This is a genomic window from Rhizobium sp. 01N424 (assembly GCF_056399485.1).
Window position 1 is genome coordinate 144180 of the sequence record NZ_JBFTRK010000005.1, and the last position, 16015, is coordinate 160194.

General features: G+C 60.9%; 19 protein-coding genes and 1 pseudogene. 14 read left to right on the forward strand and 6 right to left on the reverse strand.

Translation table 11 applies throughout. The features are described from left to right. Positions 1-3 precede the first annotated feature (3 nt). From glyA to AC1DNK_RS15485, 4 genes are read left to right on the forward strand one after another with little or no spacing between them, the layout of a single operon-like run. On the forward strand, positions 4-1302 hold the full coding sequence (gene glyA / locus AC1DNK_RS15470) for a serine hydroxymethyltransferase (RefSeq protein WP_112517020.1): 1299 nt from the start codon (positions 4-6) through the stop codon (positions 1300-1302). Between the two features lie 9 nt (positions 1303-1311). Further along, positions 1312-1788: a transcriptional regulator NrdR gene (gene nrdR / locus AC1DNK_RS15475; protein WP_112389591.1), complete on the forward strand. Its 477-nt coding sequence runs from the start codon at positions 1312-1314 to the stop codon at positions 1786-1788. A gap of 3 nt (positions 1789-1791) precedes the next feature. Beyond that, positions 1792-3072: a bifunctional diaminohydroxyphosphoribosylaminopyrimidine deaminase/5-amino-6-(5-phosphoribosylamino)uracil reductase RibD gene (gene ribD, locus AC1DNK_RS15480; RefSeq protein WP_477941994.1), complete on the forward strand. Its 1281-nt coding sequence runs from the start codon at positions 1792-1794 to the stop codon at positions 3070-3072. Beyond that, complete coding sequence (locus AC1DNK_RS15485; protein WP_112517018.1) at positions 3072-3692, forward strand: riboflavin synthase; 621 nt, start codon at positions 3072-3074, stop codon at positions 3690-3692. Before ribD ends, AC1DNK_RS15485 begins: the two co-directional genes overlap by 1 nt. Here AC1DNK_RS15485 and AC1DNK_RS15490 read toward each other — a convergent pair. The 3 genes from AC1DNK_RS15490 to AC1DNK_RS15500 all read right to left on the reverse strand — a co-directional run bounded on the left by AC1DNK_RS15490 (position 3655) and on the right by AC1DNK_RS15500 (position 5189). Beyond that, on the reverse strand, positions 3655-4188 hold the full coding sequence (locus AC1DNK_RS15490; protein WP_477941995.1) for a GNAT family N-acetyltransferase: 534 nt from the start codon (positions 4186-4188) through the stop codon (positions 3655-3657). The genes AC1DNK_RS15485 and AC1DNK_RS15490 overlap by 38 nt on opposite strands. A 19-nt stretch (positions 4189-4207) precedes the next feature. Next, the gene (locus tag AC1DNK_RS15495; RefSeq protein ID WP_477941996.1) at positions 4208-4711 is read right to left on the reverse strand and encodes a cupin domain-containing protein; all 504 of its coding nucleotides are present in this window, start codon (positions 4709-4711) and stop codon (positions 4208-4210) included. Positions 4712-4829: 118 nt separating this feature from the next. Then, entirely contained in the window at positions 4830-5189 is a 360-nt protein-coding gene (locus tag AC1DNK_RS15500; protein ID WP_112389596.1) for a hypothetical protein, read from the reverse strand. Between the two features lie 334 nt (positions 5190-5523). Here AC1DNK_RS15500 and ribH point away from each other — a divergent pair, with 334 nt between their 5' ends. The 3 genes from ribH to AC1DNK_RS15515 all read left to right on the forward strand — a co-directional run bounded on the left by ribH (position 5524) and on the right by AC1DNK_RS15515 (position 8807). Then, positions 5524-5985 (forward strand): 6,7-dimethyl-8-ribityllumazine synthase, encoded by a 462-nt coding sequence (gene ribH, locus AC1DNK_RS15505; RefSeq protein ID WP_112389597.1) that lies wholly within the window; start codon positions 5524-5526, stop codon positions 5983-5985. After that, complete coding sequence (gene nusB, locus AC1DNK_RS15510) at positions 5982-6464, forward strand: transcription antitermination factor NusB (protein ID WP_112517016.1); 483 nt, start codon at positions 5982-5984, stop codon at positions 6462-6464. The genes ribH and nusB overlap by 4 nt, the downstream gene beginning before the upstream one ends. A gap of 201 nt (positions 6465-6665) precedes the next feature. Next, complete coding sequence (locus AC1DNK_RS15515) at positions 6666-8807, forward strand: sodium-translocating pyrophosphatase (protein ID WP_477941998.1); 2142 nt, start codon at positions 6666-6668, stop codon at positions 8805-8807. A 78-nt stretch (positions 8808-8885) separates the two neighbouring features. On the opposite strand, the gene AC1DNK_RS15520 is transcribed toward AC1DNK_RS15515, so the two are convergent. Further along, a complete protein-coding gene (locus AC1DNK_RS15520; RefSeq protein WP_112389600.1) occupies positions 8886-9410 on the reverse strand; it encodes an outer membrane protein assembly factor BamE in 525 nt (174 codons plus the stop codon). Between the two features lie 191 nt (positions 9411-9601). Here AC1DNK_RS15520 and AC1DNK_RS15525 point away from each other — a divergent pair. The 6 genes and pseudogenes from AC1DNK_RS15525 to AC1DNK_RS15550 all read left to right on the forward strand — a co-directional run bounded on the left by AC1DNK_RS15525 (position 9602) and on the right by AC1DNK_RS15550 (position 14045). Next, a pseudogene (locus AC1DNK_RS15525) lies at positions 9602-10191 on the forward strand (ubiquinol-cytochrome C chaperone family protein). Positions 10192-10201: 10 nt separating this feature from the next. Further along, on the forward strand, positions 10202-10756 hold the full coding sequence (locus tag AC1DNK_RS15530) for a YceD family protein (RefSeq protein ID WP_112537476.1): 555 nt from the start codon (positions 10202-10204) through the stop codon (positions 10754-10756). A 101-nt stretch (positions 10757-10857) separates the two neighbouring features. Further along, positions 10858-11904 carry a phosphate acyltransferase PlsX gene (gene plsX, locus AC1DNK_RS15535; RefSeq protein ID WP_310298290.1) on the forward strand — a complete coding sequence of 349 codons (1047 nt, stop codon included), beginning with the start codon at positions 10858-10860 and terminating at the stop codon, positions 11902-11904. A 19-nt stretch (positions 11905-11923) separates the two neighbouring features. Beyond that, the gene (locus AC1DNK_RS15540) at positions 11924-12895 is read left to right on the forward strand and encodes a beta-ketoacyl-ACP synthase III (RefSeq protein ID WP_477942000.1); all 972 of its coding nucleotides are present in this window, start codon (positions 11924-11926) and stop codon (positions 12893-12895) included. A 110-nt stretch (positions 12896-13005) separates the two neighbouring features. After that, positions 13006-13344, forward strand: coding sequence for an integration host factor subunit alpha (locus AC1DNK_RS15545; protein ID WP_112389605.1), 339 nt, complete (start codon positions 13006-13008; stop codon positions 13342-13344). A gap of 110 nt (positions 13345-13454) precedes the next feature. Beyond that, positions 13455-14045: a MerR family transcriptional regulator gene (locus tag AC1DNK_RS15550; protein ID WP_477942002.1), complete on the forward strand. Its 591-nt coding sequence runs from the start codon at positions 13455-13457 to the stop codon at positions 14043-14045. 62 nt (positions 14046-14107) lie between these two features. Here the strand turns inward: AC1DNK_RS15550 and AC1DNK_RS15555 are convergent, their stop codons facing one another. After that, a complete protein-coding gene (locus AC1DNK_RS15555) occupies positions 14108-14425 on the reverse strand; it encodes a DUF1236 domain-containing protein (protein WP_112389607.1) in 318 nt (105 codons plus the stop codon). A 65-nt stretch (positions 14426-14490) separates the two neighbouring features. Beyond that, a complete protein-coding gene (locus AC1DNK_RS15560) occupies positions 14491-14703 on the reverse strand; it encodes a hypothetical protein (RefSeq protein ID WP_477942004.1) in 213 nt (70 codons plus the stop codon). A gap of 306 nt (positions 14704-15009) precedes the next feature. On the opposite strand from AC1DNK_RS15560, the gene bcsN reads away from it, so the two are divergent. Further along, complete coding sequence (gene bcsN / locus AC1DNK_RS15565; RefSeq protein ID WP_477942006.1) at positions 15010-16011, forward strand: cellulose biosynthesis protein BcsN; 1002 nt, start codon at positions 15010-15012, stop codon at positions 16009-16011. Positions 16012-16015: the final 4 nt, after the last annotated feature.

Here is a 16015-nt window from a genome sequence, read left to right on the forward strand (position 1 = left end):
GCCATGACCAATGCTTCCACACAGACCTTCTTCAATCGTTCGCTCGCCGATACCGATCCTGAGATCTTCGGCGCGATCGGCAAGGAGCTCGGCCGCCAGCGCCATGAGATCGAACTCATCGCCTCGGAAAACATCGTTTCCCGTGCGGTTCTGGAAGCCCAGGGCTCGATCATGACCAACAAGTACGCCGAAGGCTATCCGGGCAAGCGTTACTATGGCGGCTGCCAGTATGTGGACATCGCCGAAGAACTGGCGATCGAACGCGCCAAGAAGCTCTTCGGCGTCAACTTCGCCAACGTTCAGCCGAACTCCGGTTCGCAGATGAACCAGGCCGTCTTCCTGGCGCTGCTGCAGCCGGGCGACACCTTCATGGGTCTCGACCTCAATTCGGGCGGTCACCTGACGCATGGTTCGCCTGTCAACATGTCCGGCAAGTGGTTCAACGTCGTGTCCTACGGCGTGCGCGAAGGCGACAACCTGCTCGACATGGACGAAGTCGCCCGCAAGGCCGAAGAAACCAAGCCGAAGCTGATCATCGCCGGCGGCACCGCTTATTCCCGCATCTGGGACTGGAAGCGTTTCCGCGAGATCGCCGACAGCGTCGGTGCCTATCTGATGGTCGACATGGCACACATCGCCGGTCTCGTTGCCGGTGGCCAGCATCCGTCGCCGTTCCCGCATTGCCACGTTGCCACGACCACGACCCACAAGTCGCTCCGCGGCCCGCGCGGCGGCGTGATCCTCACCAATGACGAGGATCTGGCGAAGAAGTTCAATTCGGCCGTCTTCCCGGGTCTCCAGGGCGGTCCTCTTATGCACATTATCGCTGCCAAGGCCGTTGCCTTCGGCGAGGCGCTGCAGCCCGAGTTCAAGGATTACGCGGCACAGATCGTCAAGAACGCCAAGGCGCTTGCCGAGACGCTCATCGCCGGCGGCCTCGACGTCGTCTCCGGCGGCACCGACAACCACCTGATGCTGGTCGACCTTCGCAAGAAAAACGCGACGGGCAAGCGCGCCGAACAGGCGCTCGGCCGCGCCTTTATCACCTGCAACAAGAACGGCATTCCGTTCGACCCTGAAAAGCCCTTCGTCACCTCTGGCGTCCGTCTCGGCGCGCCTGCCGGGACGACCCGCGGCTTCAAGGAAGCGGAATTCAAGGAAATCGGCAAGCTGATCGTCGAGGTTCTCGACGGCCTGAAGGCCGCCAATTCCGACGAAGGCAATGCCGGTGTCGAAGCTGCCGTGCGGGACAAGGTGATGAACCTCACCAACCGCTTCCCAATGTACGATTACATCGGCTAAGGATAGCGCATGCGCTGCCCATTCTGCGGATCGGAAGACACACAGGTCAAGGATTCACGCCCGGCGGAGGACAATACGTCCATCCGCCGCAGGCGTATCTGTCCTGATTGCGGTGGCCGCTTCACGACCTTCGAGCGCGTGCAGCTGCGCGAGCTGATGGTCGTCAAGAAGACCGGCCGCAAGGTGCCTTTCGACCGCGACAAGCTGGTTCGCTCCTTCGAGATCGCGCTGCGCAAGCGCCCGGTCGATCGCGACAGGATCGAGCGGGCCGTCTCCGGAATCGTCCGCCGTCTCGAAAGTTCGGGCGAAGTGGAAATCAGCTCCGAGGCCATCGGCCTGCAGGTGCTGGAGGCGCTGAAGAGCCTGGATGACGTCGGCTTCGTCCGCTATGCATCCGTCTACCGCGATTTCTCGCATGCCGAGGATTTCGAAAAGGTCATCTCGGAGATCAACGCCAAGATCGGCCGCGATACGCTGGACAGCTGAGCGATGAGCACTTCGACAGATGACGAACGCTATATGGCCGAGGCGATCCGCCTCGGCCTTTTGCATCTTGGCCAGACGTCGACCAACCCGTCGGTCGGCTGCGTCGTCGTCAAGGATGGCGAGATCGTCGGGCGCGGCACCACGGCGATTGGCGGCCGCCCGCATGCCGAGCCGCAGGCGCTGGCCGAGGCAGGCAGCCGCGCCGAGGGCGCCACCGCCTATGTGACGCTCGAACCTTGCTCGCATTTCGGCAAGACACCGCCTTGCGCCAATTCGCTGATTGCGGCGGGCGTCTCCCGTGTGGTGATCAGCGTCACCGATCCCGACGAGCGCGTGTCCGGCCGCGGCATCGCCATGCTCGAGGATGCCGGGATTGCGGTCGATACCGGCGTTCTGGAAGAGGAGGGCAGGCGCTCACTCGCCGCCTATCTCACACGCCAGACGAAGAAGCGGCCCTATGTGACTCTCAAGCTTGCGGTTTCCGCCGACGGCATGATCGGCCGGCGGGGCGCGGGGCAGGTGGCGATTACCGGGCCGGCCGCGCGCGCCGCGGTTCAGAAGCTCAGGGCGGAATCGGATGCGATATTGATCGGCATCGGCACGGCGATTGCCGACGATCCGGAACTGACGGTGCGGATTGCCGGGCAGGAAACCCGTTCGCCGGTGCGGATCGTGCTCGATCCGGCGCTGTCGCTGCCGGTGACCGGCAAGCTGGCGCGGACGGCGCGGGATGTGCCGGTGATTGTGGTGGCGAGGGAAGAGCTATCCGATTTGGCGGATGTTGAGGGATCACCCCCCTCTGTCCTGCCGGACATCTCCCCCACAAGGGGGGAGATCGACCCGGAGCATCCGTCTTCCGATGCGTTTCATGTCGGAGCGAGTGGGTCCGCCCAGCCAATCTCCCCCCTTGTGGGGGAGATTGGCTGGGCAGAGGGGGGTAACCCAACCACCGACACCAGCGAGTTGGACTCCCGCCGCACCGCCCTCGAAGCTCTCGGCATCGAAATCCTCTACTGCAATCCCTACCACCCGGAAGTCCTGCTCCCGGCGCTCGCCTCCCGCGGCATCTCCTCGCTGATCGTCGAAGGCGGCGCCAGGACCGCAAGACTTTTCCTCGATGCCGGCCTCGTCGATCGCATCCAGCTGTACCAGGGTGACGTCGTGATCGGCACTGACGGTATTGAATCGCCGGTGACGAAGACCGATATGCCATCCGGTTTCGCCCTGAGGGGCACATTTGCATTCGGGCCCGACCGAATGGACGAATACGAAAGAGAGCTTTGATGTTCACCGGCATTGTTACCGATATGGGCAGGATCGAATCCGTTTCCGCGATGAACGAGGGCGTCAAGCTGCGCGTCGCCACCAGCTACGATCCGGCGACCATCGACATGGGCGCATCGATCTCGCATTCCGGCGTCTGCCTGACAGTCACGGGATTGCCCGCCGAAGGCAGCAATGGCCGCTGGTTCGAGGTCGAGGCCTGGGAGGAGGCGCTGCGGCTGACGACGATCGCTACCTGGAAAGAAGGCAGCCGGGTCAATCTCGAGCGCTCGCTGAAGATCGGCGATGAACTCGGCGGCCATATCGTTTCCGGCCATGTCGATGGCAAGGCCGAAATCCTCTCGGTAACCGCCGAAGGTGACGCCACCCGCTATCGCCTGCGGGCGCCCGAACATCTGGCGAAATTCGTCGCCCCCAAGGGCTCGATCGCCCTCGATGGCACCTCGCTGACCGTCAATGCTGTCGATGGCACCGATTTCGACGTGCTGTTGATCCGCCACACGCTCGAAGTGACCACCTGGGGCGAGCGCAAGGCGGGCGACTTCGTCAATTTCGAAGTCGATACCATGGCTCGTTATGCCGCTAGGCTGGCAGAGTTCCCGTCCGCGAAAACAGAATGATCTCACCGTTGTAATCGCTACGCGTCACTTCGCGGAAACCGAGCTTTCCCGCAAGTCGGATCGACGGCGCGTTTTCCGGCGAGATGATGCAGGTCATCTCCATGTCAGGAAAGCGCTGCTCGGCCCAGGCGATCATCGCCTGCAGCGCTTCGCTCGCATAGCCGCGGCCATGGAAGTTCGGCGAGAGCGCCCAGCCGGTCTCCAGCGTGCCCTCGATCGACGGCGTCATCTCGCGGCGGGTTTCGAGAAAGCCGCATTCGCCGACGAAGCGGCCGCTTTCCTTTTCCTCGATGGCCAGGAAGCCGAAGCCCATATGGTGCCACATGCCGGTGGCGCGCAGCAGCCGCGCCCAGGTCTGTTCGCGTGTGCTCGGCACGCCGGTGATGTGGCGCACCACGTCCTCGTCAGCCCAGAAGGTGACGTAGGCTTCGAAATCGGTCTTGCGGTGCGGGCGCAGGATCAGGCGCTCCGTCTCGATCGTCGGAATATTCAACATCGAAAATCGCTTTCTGTTTTTATGCGCCAGGCTCGTTATGCCAATAGTCCAGGCTCTCATCGGTGCGGCCGATGACCCGGAAGCTCGGGTAGCCGCCATCCTTGCGGGTCTTGGCCAGGAACTTCCCTGAGTCGGGATATTCGACGATCTCCGTCGGCGACATGGTCGAGACGCCCATGTAGATCAGCGGTTCGCTGCCGGTATTGAGGATCTGATGTGCCGTCTCGGGACCGCCGGCAGGCGCGCCGAGCACCGATCCCTTGGAGATCGCATGCCGTTCCGCTCCGAAGCGGTATTCGCCGCTTCCTGAGAGAACGATGAACAGTTCATCTTCGACATGATGATTGTGGAAGGGGCAACCCGATTTGCCCGGAGGCACTTCATTATAGCTGATGCCGAGATTGGAAAGGCCGAGAAGCTTGCCGAAGGAAATATCGGTGCTTTCGTAAAGCGTGCCTTGTGTCCAATGATCGAGCTGAAGGGTGGCCGGGTTGATAACCGGTGTCGTCTTTTCTGATGGCATGTTTTGTCTCCCTTGGCGGGCAACAGACCATCATTCGGCAGTGGTTTTCAAGAGCAGGAATAGAGATATAGGGAAAGGCGGCGCTCAGCACGCCGCCTTTCCCTGGTCGTGGTTGATGTCAATCGGTGAAGATCGTCAGGCTGCCATCGGCCGCCTGTTCGACGTTGATGACGTTGTTGACGCTGATGCCCTGGTCAGCAAGCTTTCGGGTGAGGCTCCTGTTGGCGTCGATCGAGGCCTGGATCTGATGGACTTCCTGAGCATCGCGGATCGGGGCCGAGCGCGGGCCGAACTGGTCCATGCTGTCGATGTTGCGCCAGTCCTGATATTGCTGGACGGCGAAGTTGCCCTGGAACGAGCGCAGGGTCTGCTCGATGCCGGGGGCGGAGTTCATCCCAAGGCTTTCCGCACGGCTGACGCCGGCAAAGGCGAGGGAGGAGAGAGCGGAAACGATGGCGAGTTTGGCAACGCGGTTCATGGTAGTATCCTTTCATCTGCCCGGACGGTCGGCTGTCGTGCAGGGGATCGTCGGCGTTACGAGAAAGGAATTGGGGCGCCAAAGCCGTTGCTTCAATGGCCTAAGTCACTGAAATCGCGTTAATTATTCTTCATCTTCCTTGCCTTTTTTATGCCTTATTCGGGGCGGTGGAAAGCGCATGTTGATGCGCTGCAGCATGGCTTTGTTCTATGCACTTGCAAGGATTTCAGGTTTTGCATTTCAGCCATGATCGGAATTTGCTTGCCATTCGCGCGAAGGCATGTTTTGACCGCGGCCTGCCGCATGGCGAGTTCTCTAAAACCGAAGGTGACACATGGCGCGGGCCGATGCTCCCCACATTTTGATCGTTGAAGCACGCTTCTACGACGACATGGCTGACGCACTCCTCGAAGGTGCGAGCTTCGCGCTGAAGGAAGCCGGCGCGACCTTCGACGTGGTGACGGTTCCCGGCGCGCTGGAAATTCCGGCGGCGATTGCCATGGCGCTCGACGGCGCAGATAATGGTGGCGTGCTGTATGATGGCTTTGTCGCCCTCGGCATGGTCATTCGCGGCGAAACCTATCATTTCGATATCGTCTCCAATGAGTCGTCGCGCGCATTGATGGATCTCGCCGTCAGCGAGTCGCTTGCCATCGGCAACGGCATTCTGACGGTTGAAAACGACGAGCAGGCTTGGGCACGCGTCCGCCGCTCCGACAAGGACAAGGGCGGTTTTGCCGCCCGTGCAGCTCTCACGATGATCGAGCTGAAGAAGAAACTGGGTGGGCTTGAATGAGCAATGAAACTCCGGAGCGTCAGGTAAAGGCGGCAAACCAGCGGGGCGCTGCGCGTCTTGCTGCCGTTCAGGCGCTCTATCAGATGGATATCGGCGGTACCGGCGTTCTGGAAATCGTCGCCGAATACGAGGCGCATCGCCTCGGCCAGGAAATCGACGGCGAAACCTATCTCAAGGCCGATCCGTCGTGGTTCCGCTCCATCGTCTCGGGCGTCGTGCGTGAACAGCTGCGCCTCGACCCGCTGATCGCGTCCGCCCTGCAGGACGACTGGGCGCTGTCGCGCCTCGACAGCACGGTACGTGCCATCCTGCGCGCCGGCGTTTTCGAGCTGACCGACCGCAAGGACGTGCCTGTCGCCGTCATCGTCACCGAGTATATGGAGATCGCCCAGGCGTTCTTCGAGGATGATGAGCCCAAGCTCGTCAACGCCGTCCTCGACCGCATCGCCAAGCAGGTACGCGGCGACACGCGGAAATAGGCTTCGCGCCTTCTATCGGACCAAATCTCTCAATCCGTTGTGCTGCAAGGGTTTTAGCCTCTGCGGTCTTGACGTCGTGTTTTCCACCAAGCAATCTCCGCACGCAAAGCTAGAGCGTTTCTGAGGAGAGAAGACGATTCGGCTGCGTTCGTGGTCGGGGCGGAGAAGTGCACCGGCAGCACTTTTGGAGGAAAGAGCGAAATGAACATTCTTTTATGCGTAATCGCATGCGGTCTGCTCTCGGTGGTCTACGCCATCTGGACGACCCGTTCGGTGCTGGCCGCCGATCAGGGTAATAGCCGCATGCAAGAAATCGCGGGCTATATCCGCGAAGGCGCACAGGCCTATCTCACGCGTCAGTACAAGGCGATTTCGGTCGTCGGCATCGTTGTCTTCATTGCAGCATGGCTGCTTCTCTCCGGAACGGCCGCGATCGGCTTTCTGATCGGCGCCGTGCTTTCAGGCGCTGCCGGTTTCATCGGCATGCACGTTTCCGTCCGCGCCAACGTGCGCACGGCTCAGGCCGCCTCCCACAGCCTCGCGGCTGGCCTCGATATCGCCTTCAAGTCCGGCGCCATCACAGGTATGCTCGTTGCCGGTCTCGCGCTGCTCGGCRTGTCGATCTATTATTACGTCCTGACAGGCATTCTCGGTCATGAATCCGGATCGCGCGAGGTCATCGATGCGCTTGTGTCGCTCGGCTTCGGTGCATCGCTGATCTCGATCTTCGCCCGTCTCGGCGGCGGTATCTTCACCAAGGGTGCTGACGTCGGCGGCGACCTCGTCGGTAAAGTGGAAGCGGGTATCCCGGAAGATGATCCGCGCAACCCGGCCACGATCGCCGATAACGTCGGTGACAATGTCGGTGACTGCGCAGGCATGGCGGCCGACCTGTTCGAGACCTATGCGGTCTCTGTGGTCGCGACGATGGTTCTGGCGGCGATCTTCTTTGCCGGTGCGCCGATCCTGCAGTCGGCGATGATCTATCCGCTGGCGATCTGCGGCGTCTGCATCATCACCTCGATCATCGGCACCTTCTTCGTCAAGCTCGGCTCGAACGGTTCGATCATGGGAGCTCTCTACAAGGGCCTGATCGTCACCGGCCTGCTGTCGATCGTCGGTCTCGGTATTGCCACATCGCTGACCGTTGGCTGGGGCTCGCTCGGCACCGTTGCCGGACATGAGATCACCGGCACGAACCTCTTCATTTGCGGTTTGGTCGGTCTTGTGGTCACGGCGTTGATCGTCGTTATCACCGAGTACTATACAGGTACAGGCAAGCGCCCCGTCGTCTCGATCGCCCAGGCATCGGTGACCGGTCACGGCACCAATGTCATCCAGGGCCTTGCGGTCTCGCTGGAATCGACGGCGCTTCCCGCCATCGTCATCGTCGGTGGCATCCTGGCGACCTACCAGTTCGGCGGCCTGTTCGGCACCGGTATCGCAGTCACCTCGATGCTCGGCCTTGCCGGTATGATCGTGGCGCTCGATGCCTTCGGTCCGGTCACCGACAATGCCGGCGGCATCGCCGAAATGGCGCATCTGCCGCCTGAAGTGCGCAAGTCGACCGACGCGCTCGACGCCGTCGGCAATACGACGAAGGCCGTCACCAAGGGCTACGCGATCGGTTCTGCCGGTCTCGGGGCGCTGGTGCTGTTCGCCGCCTATGCCAACGACCTGCAATACTTCGCCGCCCATGGCGACCAGTATCCGTATTTCGCAGGCATCGGCACGATCTCCTTCGATCTGTCGAACCCTTACGTTGTTGCCGGTCTGCTGTTCGGCGGCCTGATCCCGTATCTGTTCGGCGGTATCGCCATGACGGCCGTCGGCCGCGCGGCGGGCGCAATCGTCGAGGAAGTGCGCAAGCAGTTCCGCGAAAAGCCGGGCATCATGCAGGGCACGGAAAAGCCGGATTACGGCCGCGCCGTTGACCTTCTGACCAAGGCGGCAATCCGCGAGATGATCATCCCCTCGCTGCTGCCGGTTCTGGCGCCCATCGTCGTCTACTTCGGCGTTCTCTTGATCTCCGGCTCTAAGGCCTCGGCCTTCGCCGCGCTCGGCGCTTCGCTGCTCGGCGTGATCATCAACGGCCTCTTCGTCGCCATCTCGATGACTTCGGGCGGCGGCGCATGGGACAACGCCAAGAAGTCCTTCGAAGACGGCTTCGTCGATAAGGACGGCAACCGCCACATGAAGGGTTCTGAAGCCCATAAGGCATCCGTCACCGGCGATACCGTCGGCGACCCCTACAAGGACACCGCTGGTCCGGCCGTCAACCCGGCGATCAAGATCACCAATATCGTCGCACTTCTGCTGCTTGCGATCCTCGCCGGCATGTAAGGGGAGGCGATAGCCTGAAACGAAGAAACCCGCCGGAGCGATCCGGCGGGTTTCTTAATTGTTCCTGCAATCGCAGTCTTACTTGATACTTGCCGGGTTCTGAGGATTGCCATCCGGTGTGCCGAACAGGCTTTTTGCCGCGCTGCCTGCGCCACCCGAGAGAACCTGCTGCAGGAAGGTGAGTTCGCGGCCGCCGGTCGGCGTGACGCGCGAGATCGTGTCGAACACCTTGCCGTCCTGGAGCGTGTAGTTGGCGCGCCGCGCCACGACGCCATCCTTGTCGAAATAGATGGCGAGAACCGTCTGGTCCACCACCTTCAGCTTCTGGAAGGCGACGGAGCGCGTGCGGCGCTGCGAGATATAATAGAAGACTTCGTTGTCGAAGGTCGCGGTTGTGGAAGGCGTGCCGAGCGAAAGCAGGACCTGCTCGCGGCTAGAGCCCTCGGGGACGAGGTTGAGCGACTCCGCATCGACGACATAGCCGCCGTTCAGCACGGTGCCGGTCTGGCAACCTGTCAGTCCCGCTGAAGCAATCATGATCGCAATGGCCGCGCTGCTGAAGAACTTTACGTCAGACTTGAAATACCGTTTCTTCAACGACATCTACTCCCCTTGAGTATCAGTAGGCGGCTTTGGGCCATGCTTGAGCACCGCTGATGCAAAACCTTTGTGGCCTTTCCGGGGTCGAATTCTCCCAATTCGCCGCGTCGCAGCCCTGAAAGGGCGCTGTCCCGAAAGTGGCCACCTTCGGCATTGCAATTCGCGCCTGCTTCGGTAAACCAGCTTTCGAATTCATGCAACACGGCCCACGCAACTCCGCGTGAAGAATGAGGCATTTCCGGAAAAAACAATGATCTTCGGGCTCTTTCGTAAGAAAAACAACAATCAGGCGATCGTCGAACGGCAGTATTCGACGCTGACGGCTGCGGCCCGTATGCCCGAACTCTATGAGACGATGAATGTGCCCGACACGGTCATGGGCCGTTTCGAGATGCTGTCGCTGGTGATGATCCTGTTCTTCCGCCGCACCCGGGCATCGGGAACCAGCGGTCAGGAGATCGCCCAGGAGATCGTCGATGCCTTCTTTCAGGATATCGACTATTCGATCCGCGAGCTCGGTATCGGCGACAACAGCGTGCCGAAGCGCATGAAAAAACTCGCCGGCATGTTCTATGGCCGTCTCGAAGCCTATTCGAAGGCGATGGATGCAGGAAATAGCGAGGAGCTTGCCACGGCATTGTCTCGCAATATCCACCCGAAGGCGGAAGCCCCGGCAGATATGAGCGCACTGAGCGGCTGGATGTTCAAGGCGGAAGCTGCTCTGTCCGGACAATCCGAAGACCAGATCGCCACCGGTTCGGCAACGCTGCCGGAAGCGGCCTGAGGAGGACGTAATGAAACATCAGGATGACGCCATTCCCTTTTCCTACCTCGTGAAGGTTGGCCATGTCTCGGCCAACCCCGTCGAGGTTCGCCTTGAGGCGGACGAGAAGGAGCGCAAGGCGCTTGCCGAAAGCTGGGATATCCTGGCGGTCGACGAGCTGCGCGCCGAGCTGCAGATCAACCGCTGGAAAAAAGACGGCATCCGCGTCAAGGGCAGGGTGCGAGCCAAGATCGTTCAGGCCTGCGTCGTCACGCTCGAACCGGTGCCCTCTGATATCGACGAGCAGTTCGAGCAGATCTTCGTGCCTGAAAATTCCAAGCTTGCCCGCCGCCCGGCCAATGATGCCGGCGAGATGGTACTGGACCCGGATGGTCCCGATCTGCCGGAAGCCTTCGTCGGCGACAGTATCGATGCAGGCGCCGTGGTGACCGAATTTGCCGCCCTGGCAATCGATCCCTATCCCCGCAAGGCTGGCATCGAGTTTTCCGGACACATCGAAGATGACGGCCAGAAGGACAAGAAGCCTTCGCCCTTCGCTGCGCTGAAAGACTGGAAGAAGGACTGAATACCCGTTGGGTATTTGACATATTTGAGTTGTAAGCGTTACGAAAACCGGTATTTTGGCCGAAATTTCGCCTCCCCGGCGAAAAGAAGGATCAGGGACGCGTGATTAGAATTTCTCTCGACCTCATGGGTGGCGACTTTGGTCCCCAGGTTGTCATCCCAGGTGCCGCAAAGGCATTGGAGCGGCATCCGGATATCTCCTTCGCTTTCTACGGGTTGAAAGAGCAGTGCGATCCGGTTCTGGCGAATTTTCCCAAACTCCGCGAGAAATCTGTTTTCCATGACTGCGAGCTTGCCGTCCGCATGGACGAGAAGCCCAGCCAGGCGCTGCGCCGCGGCCGCTATGTCTCGACCATGTGGCGATCCATCGAGGCCGTAAAGACCGGTGAGGCCGATGTTGCGGTTTCGGCCGGCAATACCGGCGCGCTGATGGCCATGTCGAAATTCTGTCTGCGGACGATGGCCAATATCGAGCGTCCGGCGATTGCCGCGATCTGGCCGACGCTGCGCGGCGAAAGCATCGTTCTCGATGTTGGCGCCACGATCGGCGCGGACGCGCAGCAGCTGATGGATTTCGCTCTGATGGGCGGCGCCATGGCGCGTGCGCTCTTCGATCTCGAACGCCCGACGGTCGGTCTGCTGAATGTCGGCGTTGAAGAGGTCAAGGGTCAGGACGAAGTCAAGGAAGCCGGCCGCCTGCTTCGCGAAGCGGGAATCGAGTCGCTCGAATATTCCGGCTTCGTTGAGGGCAACGATATCGGCAAGGGCACGGTCGACGTTGTCGTCACCGAGGGTTTCTCCGGCAATATCGCCCTGAAGACGGCGGAAGGCACCGCCAAGCAGATCAGCACGCTGCTGCGCGAGGCGATGTCGCGCACGCTGATGGCCAGGATCGGCTATCTGCTTGCCAAGAGCGCCTTCGATCTCCTCCGCGAGAAGATGGACCCGAGCAAGGTCAATGGCGGCGTGTTCCTCGGTCTCAACGGCATCGTCATCAAGAGCCATGGCGGCGCCAACGCCGAAGGCATCGCTGCCGCGATCGAAGTCGGTTACGACATGGCCAAGAATGGCCTCAATCAGAAAATAGAAAACGATCTTAAGAAATATCACGCCAAGCGGCTGCCCCCGATCGGGCCGGAAGCTGCGTGAGCGACGGGGTTTAGCAAGTATGATCCGTTCAGTGGTTCGCGGGTTCGGATCCGCACTTCCGAAACGCGTAATGACCAATCGTGACATGGAGGACGTTGTCGATACGTCGGACGAGTGGATCGTCCAGCGCACCGGCATCCGCCAGCGCTACGTTGCAGGCGAGGGCGAGACGACCTCGTCGCTCGGCGAGGCTGCAGCCCGTGCCGCGCTCGACAATGCAGGCCTGACGCCTGCCGACATCGATCTCATCATCTGTGCCACCTCGACGCCGGACAACACGTTTCCCGCGACCGCCGTCAACATCCAGAACCGTCTCGGTATGAGCCATGGCTTCGCTTTCGACGTTCAGGCTGTCTGCACCGGCTTTGTTTATGCGGTGACGACGGCGGACGCCTATATCCGTGGCGGCCTTGCCAAGCGTGTGCTGGTCATTGGCGCCGAAACCTTCTCCCGCATTCTCGATTGGAACGATCGCACCACCTGCGTTCTGTTCGGCGATGGTGCCGGCGCGATCGTGCTGGAGGCCTCAGAAGGCGAGGGCAAGACCTCGGACCGCGGCGTTCTGACCGCGCATCTGCGCTCCGACGGCTCCCACAAGGACAAGCTTTTCGTCGATGGCGGCCCGTCGAGCACCAGCACTGTCGGCAAACTGCGCATGGAAGGCCGCGAGGTCTTTAAATATGCGGTCGGCATGATCACCGACGTCATTACCGCAGCCTTCGAGGCGACCGGCACCACGTCTGACGATCTCGATTGGCTGGTCCCCCACCAGGCAAATCGGCGCATCATCGACGGTTCGGCCAAGAAGCTGAACATTGCCCCAGAAAAAGTCGTCGTTACCGTCGATCTCCATGGCAACACCTCGGCGGCTTCCATTCCGTTGGCGCTCGCCGTCGCGGCCGGTGACGGCCGTATCAAGAAGGGCGATCTGGTGATGCTGGAGGCCATGGGCGGCGGCTTCACATGGGGCGCCGTATTGCTGCGCTGGTAACGGCATAAATCGCGAAAAACTGGCGACGAACAAGAGCTTGACCGTAAGGCACAAGACAAATAGTCTTTGTTCGCTTTCATAAGATATTTTGTAGTTTGGGCGGGGAAACCATGACCGGAAAGACAGTGACGCGAGCAGACCTGGCGGAATCGGTTTTCCGGAAGGTAGGCCTCTCGCGAACGGAATCCGCCGAGCTTGTCGAAACCGTGATCGACGAGATCTGCAACGCCATCGTCCGCGGCGAGACCGTCAAGCTTTCGTCTTTCGCGACATTCCAGGTCCGCGACAAGAACGAGCGCATCGGCCGCAATCCGAAGACCGGCGAAGAAGTGCCGATTTCACCCCGCCGCGTCATGACCTTCAAGGCGTCAAACGTCCTGAAGACCCGGATTCTCAAGGCGCATACGCTTCGCAAGGTGAAGCAGAAGCCCGTCAATCCGGCCTCCTGAGCCCATCCCGGGCACTGTGCATAATCGATAAATCATTGATGTCATTGCCCGCGATCTGTGGGAACGCGAAGACGTGACTTGAATTCGACGCTTCAAACCGTTGAAATATGATGAGTCGCGGATTGGACCGCCACCGAGGTCGCGTAGGGAGTAGGACGTTGGACAAGAGCCCTGATGCTTTTCGAACCATCAGCGAAGTTGCGGATGACCTTGATCTGCCGCAGCACGTCTTGCGCTTCTGGGAAACCCGTTTTCCGCAGATAAAGCCGATGAAGCGCGGCGGTGGGCGACGCTATTATCGTCCTGAGGATGTTGATCTGCTGAAGGGCATCCGGCATCTGCTTTACGATCATGGCTATACGATCAAGGGTGTGCAGAAACTCCTGAAGACCAATGGCAACAAGTTCGTGGTCTCGGTCGCCCATGGCGATCTGGCGAGCGTCGAGGCGCTGGCTGCGAGTTCCAAGGATGGAGCAGGGGCCTCATCCGAGCCACGGGTCTGCATGGCCGACGAGGATCAGTTGGTCGGGCGTGCCAAAGCGCCAATTACGCGCCGCTTCTTCAATTTCGTCAGCGGCGAGGACGAACAGGCCGACGTATCGATCGGCAAATCCAGCGTCGGCAAAGAAGACCGGGCGCTGCTTCAGGAAGCACTCTACGATCTCCTGGAATGCAAGCGCCTGCTCGATCAGGTCCGCTAATCATTTCAATCCACGGAAGTCTAAAGCGCGGAAGCATCTGCCCCCGCGCTTTTCTGCAGGTGTTATTCGAGAACCTGGATGACGCGGTGCGTCTGCGGTTCCACGATCACGCGGCGATCGTTGATCACCGTATAGGCATAGCCATCTGCATCCGGAACGGTGTGGACTTCGACGGTGTCAGGCAGCGTCGTGCCGACGACGACATCGCCATCATAGACGACCGACGGCACCTGCTGCTCCATCACATAGGTGCGGACTTGTCCCGGAAGCACGATTGCGCCTGTCGGTGCGGGATCGGTGACGATGACAGTGCTCTGCGCGAACGCGGCAGAACTGACCGTCAGAAGTACGGCGGCCGTGGCCAGCATGGTCTTGCGCATGGTGTGAACTCCTTTTCCTACCCAGCTGAGATCAAAACGCTGCTGGATATTCGTTGTTCCCACACTCAGCCCGCCGCGCGCACCATGTCCAGCAGCGTCTCATGGTCATGAATGCCGTCGAAGTAGAAGCGGATCACGTCGCGGGCGACCTGAAGCGCATCGACGCTCTGCTTGTTGAGGCGCCGTTCCGAAATGATGGCATCGAAGACGCCCTGCAGCACATCGACCTCGTCAGGGGCGACCGGATCGTGCATCGCGCGTTCTGTGATCGCGTTCATGGAAACCTCCGCATCTCCTCCTGCATATGTGTCAATGTGCGTGCGGCGTCGGCACATTTCAACCAGCAAGCGCGGCAATGGTAATTGAGGCGTTACTAAAAAACATTATTCGTCCGCAGCTTGGCGCTGTCCGAAATCGCCAGGGTAACTTCTGTCCATGCGAAGTCTGCGTATCCCATTAATAAGTGATTAACCATAAGCGTCGTTTATTCCATCCTGAATGCGGGCGGCTCGTTGATTCGAGAAACCGTCGCGCGAATCTCCCCGTCTGGGGAACAGGAAAGACGATAACGGCGGCTCCCTGACATGCGTTTGCTGAATCTGATATCGATCGTTGCGGTCGCGGGCGTCATGTCCGGCTGTACCTCGACGAGCGGCAGCGTCAAGCAGCCGTCGGCGCCCGAGGCCGTGGCCAGCGAAAAGGCGCTTGTTCTGCCGCCGCCAGGTGGCCCGTCGATCGTCAGCGTCATCGAGACGAAGCGCGGAAACGGTGTCGAGCAGACGCTGGCGCTCTTTACCTCGTCTTCCGTTACCGGTCAGAACTTTCTCAAGGTTCAGTTTCTCGGCGCCAGCGGTTCCAATCCGGATACCGGCGGCGCCGGCTACAAGATGCTCGGCGAAACCGCGATGTCGCGCGAAGCCTTTGGCGCTGTGCCCGGCGTCGCGATGGCACGCAACACGACATTCCTGCAAAACAGCTACGGACCGTTCTCCTACGCCTCCGGCCGCAGCCGCGGCGGCGATACCTGTATCTATGGCTGGCAGCAGATCCGGTCCAGCCATGCGGCGCATACCCAGGCGCGCAATTTCGGCATGATCCAGGTCAAGCTCCGGCTGTGCGATGCCCGCGCCAGCGAGCGGCAGCTGCTGGCCGTCATGTATGGCTATACGATCACCGGTACGCTGAACGGCGAAATCTGGAACCCCTACGGCGATGTCCGCGGCGCCGATCCGACGCTCGGCCGGACCGGCAGCCCGATCTATCCAGATGATGGCGGTTATCGCCAGATGTCGATGCCGCTGGGCTATGAGCCCGCACCACCGGCCGTCAACCGCGTTGCCGTGCGGCGCACCGTCGTGGCGGCTCAGCCGGCCACGGCACCGCAGACCGTGGTGCAGCAGCTGGCGCCGGTCGGGCCGCGCGTGCCGCTTCCGGATGCGCCGGCGCAGAGCTCACAGGTGGTCGTCCCGGGCGCTCCAGCGCAGCCTGCGGCTCCCGCACAACAATCCGCGCGGGCAGGCGGTGTCGCCGTCCCCTCGCCAGACTGCATAGGCGATGCGGCTATGACGGCCGCCTGCCGGAGATAGACGG